At 48.9% G+C, this 7,008-nt stretch carries 5 protein-coding genes; all 5 read right to left on the bottom strand.

Annotated elements, in window-relative coordinates; genetic code table 11:
- Nucleotides 1-350: 350 nt before the first annotated feature.
- Entirely contained in the window at nucleotides 351-1,973 is a 1,623-nt protein-coding gene (locus tag VIS94_07010) for a carboxylesterase/lipase family protein (GenBank protein ID HEY9160816.1), read from the bottom strand.
- A gap of 108 nt (nucleotides 1,974-2,081) precedes the next feature.
- Complete coding sequence (locus tag VIS94_07005) at nucleotides 2,082-2,771, bottom strand: TetR/AcrR family transcriptional regulator (protein ID HEY9160815.1); 690 nt, start codon at nucleotides 2,769-2,771, stop codon at nucleotides 2,082-2,084.
- An 85-nt stretch (nucleotides 2,772-2,856) separates the two neighbouring features.
- Nucleotides 2,857-4,575, bottom strand: coding sequence for an AMP-binding protein (locus VIS94_07000; protein ID HEY9160814.1), 1,719 nt, complete (start codon nucleotides 4,573-4,575; stop codon nucleotides 2,857-2,859).
- Between the two features lie 15 nt (nucleotides 4,576-4,590).
- Nucleotides 4,591-5,826: a 2-hydroxyacyl-CoA dehydratase gene (locus VIS94_06995; protein HEY9160813.1), complete on the bottom strand. Its 1,236-nt coding sequence runs from the start codon at nucleotides 5,824-5,826 to the stop codon at nucleotides 4,591-4,593.
- A 23-nt stretch (nucleotides 5,827-5,849) separates the two neighbouring features.
- Nucleotides 5,850-6,968, bottom strand: a complete 1,119-nt coding sequence (locus tag VIS94_06990; GenBank protein HEY9160812.1) for a 2-hydroxyacyl-CoA dehydratase family protein — start codon at nucleotides 6,966-6,968, stop codon at nucleotides 5,850-5,852.
- Between the last annotated feature and the right edge of the window lie 40 nt (nucleotides 6,969-7,008).

Raw genomic sequence — 7,008 nt, 5'->3', positions numbered from 1 at the left:
CAAATACCTCGATATGATCCCTGCTATACCGCCCCATGCCGTTATAGGTTTATCAGTAAATTCAATCTTAACTTGATTTTCACACTGCCTTTTCCTACTATCATTTAGCTTCACTTTTAAGTGCTCCTCCCTTTTTGTCTTAGATCAACAAAAATGAGGAGCACTTATCCTACCTTACGTCAACTCCTTCAGGTTAAATCAATTGGCTAACGCAAAATGTGGGTTTAACTGAATATGGTTCAGTAATAGACCTGCAAAAGCTCTTGTGTCAAATCAATAAATCAGAAATATGCAACCAATCTGACCGTCGGCAAGTTTATCCGAAACAAGATATGCCGGTATTCCGGTTCCTATTTTGATGAAGGTTTGGTCTTCTCCCAGAAGATTCTTTCCTCGGAGCCGGGATCATTGACGACCATGCACTTTTCGTTAAAGATCATGGTCGCCCTTGTTTTCGTGTCGTATCTGGGCCATTCCGGTATGCCCTTGTGGTTGGGGTTCCCGGTTTTAGCAAATGCGATCCAGGCATCCATCATGTTTTCGGTGAGTTTGACAGGCGGGTTGTCGCCTACCTCTGCGTCCTTGTTGTCCAGGACGAATCTCAGTTCCAATGCATGACGCGAGCCGTAGACACCCTTTTCAATCGGCGAATCCCATGTAAAGAGATACATCCAGGTATTGCCGAAACCGGCCTGGGCTTCGGCCAGGTGAATCTGCGGCATGCGGAAGAAAAAGTCGGTGGCTATTGCAAGTCCGATATCACCGGAGTTTGCATCGGGAAATTTTTTCTTATAAAAATCTATTACGTTGGTCTTTGTTGTAGAGTCCCAGCCTTTGGTGTCAGGCGTGAATGTCAGAAGGACAGAGGCAGGGATGTAGGGTAAAAGGGGTTCATATTTTATCCAGAACCTGGCCTCGTCTTCGGTCGTACCTGTGAGAAGAGAGACGTTTTTTGCCGAACCTTCGGATATCGCTTTGATCGGGTCGACCGGCACGACCCTGCCATCGCGGACAGGCCCGAACAGGCGGTCGGTTGCAAGGCCTGCTTCCTTGAGCAGCTTCTTCTGTGCAATGAAGAAATCATTTGAAGATATGTCCTTCAGGCCTTTAATATCCGTAACGCCTGCGAGTTCCATAAACCGTTTGGTTATGCTTTGCGCATACTCCTTTGACCTTGTTATCCTTATGGCGCCGCTCTGCGGAATGGCTTTTGAAAAAAGCCCCTGCGCCTGGCTGACTGAGAGGAGCGTTGATACGCTTCCTGCACCGGCCGATTCTCCGAAGATCGTCACATTATCAGGGTCGCCCCCGAAGGCGGCTATGTTGTCATGTATCCATTTGAGCGCCGTTATCTGATCAAGTACTGCAAGGTTGCCGCTGTCGGCATAAGCATCACCGCCTACTGCCGAGAGGTCGAGATATCCCAGAGCGCCCATCCGGTAGTTGAAATTAACGGCAACGATCTTTCCCCTTCTGGCGATGTTGCCGCAGTCATACAGAGGGTCCATTCCAGAGCCCCATAGATAGCCGCCACCGTGGATGTAAACCATTACAGGGCGCTTTGCGTTATCGACTGCGGGTGTCCATATGTTGAGCGTGAGGCAGTCTTCATCCTGAAGATAGAGCGATGACGGTTCGGTCTTGTCATAAGACTGCGGGAAAACAGGCCCGAATGTATGGGCTTTCAGGATGCCTTTCCATGGTTTGAAGGGCTGGAGCTTTTCAAATCTCAAATCACCGACTGGAGGTTCGGCATACGGTATTCCCAGAAATGTAAGGAACCCGTCAGGCTCCACCCTTCCTGCGATTCGTCCTTTGTCCGTAACAGCGATAACCTGGTTTGTTATACGGCCCTTCGCCATGTCTGGAACGCCGGAAGGGATCACCTTGCTATGAGAGCACCCTGAAGAATTCATAATAAGGAATAGAGAAACAAGAACAGCTATAGGTATATTGAAGATTATTCGCTTCATATTGTTCTCCTCTGAAATCAATCGTTATATGGATGGATTATAGTTTTCTAATCATATTTAAACCAGAAACACACAACATGCAATAGTTGCATGCTTAATGTTGCAGGTTTAATGGGTTTTTTTCGAGATCCCGCTGAAAGTCATGTCAAGGGCTTCTTTTATCAATGTCTCAAGTCCGCAGCCTATTACGTTTTCAAGATTGTGCCGTTCAGCAAGCAGTATCAATCCGTCCATCATGCCCCAGTAAACGTTTGCTATTCTCCATGTATCTATTGCTTTTATCTCGTCGGTTTTAATGCCCTTTATAATAACCGACTCTATTTTTTTCATAAGATGGGATGTATGTTTGTTAACCACATGACTGATTTCCGATTCGGTTTCCTTCAGTTCGGCAGGGGTTGCACTTAATACTGCGATGATTTCAAAGAACTCATGATGTTCGCAATAAAATCTGTAATAAGTGAGAGCCAGATCCGCCAGCCTGGATAAGGCGCCCTTGAACGGCCTCGACAGTGTTTCCTCCATCATTTCTGACAGTATGTGAAGACCTTTGAGCTGAAGAGTTTTATAGATGTCAATTTTGCTTTTGTAATAAAGGTAGAATGTCCCTGTACTGACGTCTGCGTTTCTTGTGATATCGGCAATGGTTGTACCGTAATATCCGCGTGTGGTGAAAAGCTCTGTAGCCGATTCCAGAATCCTGTCACGCATTATGCCCTTTTCTTTATCGGTCCTTGAGCGCCTGCGTGAAGGTTTATTATCGGTTGGTCGCTTTTTCGGAGATTTATCCTTTGTCATACGCATTGTTCATGAAAAGAAAGGGCGTACGCTCAGGTACGCCTTTTTTATGTGTTGTGTAAGAAACAGGTACTTCATTCAGCCGTCAGTCTCCGGCATATTTTCCTTCTGCCCTGAGCTTGGCCTTTTCCTCTTCCTCAAGGGTATTGAAAGCTATCTTGCCGACAAGCGTCTTGGGCAGGTCATCCCTGAATTCAATTTCCCTCGGACAGCTCCAGAGAAGCAGCTGCTCGCGGCAGTGTGCAATCAGCGCCTTTTCCATATCAGGGCCTGCTTTTGTCTTGTCCTTCAACACGATAAAGGCCTTGACGCGCGATATCTGGGCCTTGTCAGGAACGCCTATAACGCAGGCCATATCCACATCCGGATGCGTCCTGAGGACTTCCTCCACCTGGGCCGGATAGACGTTCATGCCGGAGGATTTTATCATGCGCTTCAGCCTGAGTTTGAAATATGTGAAACCGTCTTCGTCCATTGTCGCTATGTCGCCGGTATGGAGCCAGATTTTTCCGTCGGCATGCTTTTTAAGTACTGCAGCCGACTCTTCAGGCTGGTCCAGATAGCCAAGCATAACTGCCGGTCCTGCCAGGCATATTTCACCTTCCTCCCCGACCGGCGCCTCTTCTGTCGTCCCGATCTTTACTATCTTTGCAAGCATGTCAGGGAAGGGCACTCCCACGCTTCCTTCACGGTATTCATCCATGGGCATGGCCATGATTGCAGTGACAGCTTCGGTGAGTCCATAGCCTTCAAGCAGTTTGACCTTGCCTCCCTGCCTTGCAACGATACGTTCGAATTCCTCCTTTACCACCCGCGGCAATGTGTCGGCCCCGCTGAAACAGCCTTTCAGGCATGACAGGTCTGCCTTGTTGAACTGCTCATTTCTTGTGAGCGCATCGAAAAGCGTTGGAACGCCGACGACGAAGCTCGGACGTTTTTTGGCGATGAGATCTGCAACAATTTCAGGTGTAAACTGTGGAACGAGTATGCTCTGCCCGCCGCCCATGAATGCCGCATTTACGCAAACGCCAAGCCCGAATCCGTGGAATATCGGCAGGATTGCAAGGATCTTATCCGTTTCATCCATTTTTCCCCAGTGAGCGACCTGCATGCCTTCGCTGATGAAATTCATGTGAGAAAGCATTATACCTTTGGGCACTCCGGTTGTTCCGCCAGAGTACATGATGACCGCCATCTCATCCGGATCGGCCTTGGCTGCATCAACTTTGGGGTAGCCGGCGCTCATCATGTCTTTCCACCAGACCACCTGATTGTCTGCAGGTACCTTGGGAATCTTTCGTCCCTTGGTCAGATTAAAACCGATTTTTTTGATAAGCGGCAGATAATCCGGAATCCTTGCAAGCACGAGAGTTTTACATGGGGAATTTTCCATACCCTGTTTGAAGTTCTTGTAGAACGCATCGATTGTAAGGGCGAAGGTGCTCTTGCTGACATTCAGATAGAATTCAATTTCCTTGGGTGGAGACAGGGGATGGATCATGCTGGCAACTGCCCCGATCTTTATGATTGCATAGAAGCAGATGATACCCTGTGGGCATGTCGGCATCGATATTGTCATGCGGTCGCCCTTTTTGAGTCCGAGGGCGGTCAGTGCGTTTGCGCACCTGTCGATCTCTTCGGCGAACTGCCTGTATGTCGCGGTGTAGCCCATGAAATCCCATGCTGTTTTATCCGGGAAGTGCCCCACTGTTTTCATAAGCGCCTCATAAAGGGTCACTTTCGGGTAATCGATGGTTACCGGAACACTGCCGTAGAACTTTGTCCAGGGTTTGGTCTCAAACATAAATCCTTCCTCCTTCTAACCTTTCTTCTGCTTTATCAATTCCATGAAGGCGTCAATTCTCGTATCTATCTGACTTTCGGAGAAGCTTCTTTCATCGACCATGTCGGCCTCGATCATGACGCTGGGAACGCCGGTTGCCTTCTGTATCATGCGCTGTATATCGTACTGGCCCAACGAATACGGTTTGCAGCTTCTGTTCGAGTGCATTACAATACCGTCGACATCGTATTTCTCGACCATTCCCTTTACGGTATCGACCATCTGATCCACACCAATGTTGAGATAGATCATTGTATAGCAGTCCACCATCGACTTAACGAAGTCGGACTTGTCAATATAATCAAGCTGTTTGCACCATGCCGATGTATAGGTGTCGGCAACAAGGCATGCGCCGTGGGAAGCGAATTTGTCCGAGAGCCATTTGGTCTTGTACCAGACCGGCAGGTTGTCCCACAGGAGTCTGTACTTCTCATTCGGAATTGACCCGATCTTGTCTGCGGCACGCTGGCGCATCTCATCGATAAGCTCGGTATAATAATCGACCACTGTTTTAGTGCCTCTCAGCGTTACGATGAGGGCGAGGTGGAAGAACGCATCGAAAGCGGATAACGGCGCCGGTTTGCTGCGGGCTGTCTCCAGGACTTCCCTCCACAGTCTCTGGCCTTCATAGGAATAATCCAGGACTTCCCTTGCCTTATCCTGGTCGAACTTTTTTCCGCACATCTTTTCCAGAAAATCTATGTATTCCAGGACCTGCTTTTCCACATAATGCCTTGCCTCTATGCTGAATTCGGTGTGGCAGAACGGGGTGTCGAAAATGAATAGCGGGACATTGTAATAGCGGGCCTGCACCTCGTACCATTTGAGAACGGTCCCGCAGATGTTGTTGCTGCATACGAGGAAGTCAGGCTCCGGAAGCCCGCCTATCGGTCCGCCGTTTACTGTCGAGCATGCGATGTCGGCCCTTGCATAAGAGCACAGGTCACGGCTGTAGCCCATATTTTCAGCGGTTTCGCAAAGTCCGACCCCCATCTTGGATGCCCCTATCATGGCCCCGTGATTTTCGGGGTAAACGGGTATGACATCCATAACGTAAAGCGGTTCGACCGGCCCGCCGCTTGTTATCCATGCGACTTTCTTGTTGTTCTGCCTGGCGGTCTTGGCGTCAATGTAATATGCGGTCATGATTTCCCGCATCTTCTTTATCGATTTTACCTTTGGTACGGCGTCTTTCTTTATCTCTTCAGACATTGTTTTCTCCTTGTCTATGGCGTCTAAAGCATCTCGATGAATGCATCGAAACGGGTTGCAAGCTGACCGGCGGACGGCAGTTCCTGTTCGACCTCGAGCAGCATGGAAGGTATGCCCGCATCATCGAGCATCTTCTTCATGAACGGATAGTCAAAGGCATGCGGGTCACAGAACTTGAGCAATATGAATATGACGCCGTTTGCCTTGTGTTCTTTTGCGATACCTACGAGATTATCCCCTCTCAGTGTCAGGGATGCATGCTTTGCAGGGCAGATCGTCCTGTTTGAATATCTTGCCGCCAGTGCCTTTATCGGATCGCCCTCTTCTGAAATAAGGCCTTCAAAGAAGCGTGAACCAGTGCAGAGGTCGTCCCATACGACTCTTGCGCCTGTTTTTTCTATCAGGTCATATATTTCGGGATGATCGCAGATGCCGCCCGATATGACAAGGCGCCTGGCATTTCCCTGTACGGGAGGGGTTTTCTGCTCCAGTTCGGCAACAAGCTTTTCGATAAGGTCTGCGGCGTCCTTTCTGTCCATGACCATTGTGCCCTTGACTACCGCATACATATCGCGGCCGCTTAAGGCTTCAGGATTGGCGCTTCTGATTTCATAAAGCCTTTTCATAAGCGATCTCAGGCGGTTGTACAGAGCAATGGCCTGCTTCAGCGCATCATCTGTTATTTCGGTGCCCATCCATGCCCCGAGTTCTCTCCTGAACTTGGCATGCGCATCTTCCATATATTCCCGTGCACTCTGCGTATCGAGCTTGACCGGCAGCATTATATCGTTATGCCATGTGGTTTTGATATTAAGGCGCCATATATCGGACAGGCGCTGTATGGTGTCGCAGGTATGCGGAAAAACCATGCCGTCAAGAAAATCAAGGTTACCGAGAAGGGCGTCCTCCATGATGCCCCGGACAAGGGAGCAGCTGTATGCCTGCAGATGGGCATCGGCCTTTTCAATGCCTGATTTGATGCCGAAGAGCCTTACAGGTATTGCGCCTGCTGCATATATGATTTCCTCCGGCGTATAGGTGCAGCAGTAGCCGATAAGCTTCTTTTTCTTTTCCATGTTATTTTCCCTGGCATATATTACTGGATCCTGTGCTGCATTGATGAACTCCTGCAAAATTTTCATAAGCCACCTTTCATTTCTTTATTGTGCAGTTGTAGCTGCA

The organism is Desulfomonilia bacterium (assembly GCA_036567785.1).
Taxonomy (GTDB): domain Bacteria; phylum Desulfobacterota; class Desulfomonilia; order UBA1062; family UBA1062; genus DATCTV01.
This window is presented reverse-complemented; position numbering and strand designations above follow the sequence as displayed.

Coding starts and splice junctions, on each gene's coding strand:
- VIS94_07010 (HEY9160816.1), bottom strand. CDS start 1,973: ATGAAGCGAATAATCTTCAATATACCTATAGCTGTTCTTGTTTCTCTA.
- VIS94_07000 (HEY9160814.1), bottom strand. CDS start 4,575: ATGTTTGAGACCAAACCCTGGACAAAGTTCTACGGCAGTGTTCCGGTA.
- VIS94_06990 (HEY9160812.1), bottom strand. CDS start 6,968: ATGAAAATTTTGCAGGAGTTCATCAATGCAGCACAGGATCCAGTAATA.
- VIS94_07005 (HEY9160815.1), bottom strand. CDS start 2,771: ATGACAAAGGATAAATCTCCGAAAAAGCGACCAACCGATAATAAACCT.
- VIS94_06995 (HEY9160813.1), bottom strand. CDS start 5,826: ATGTCTGAAGAGATAAAGAAAGACGCCGTACCAAAGGTAAAATCGATA.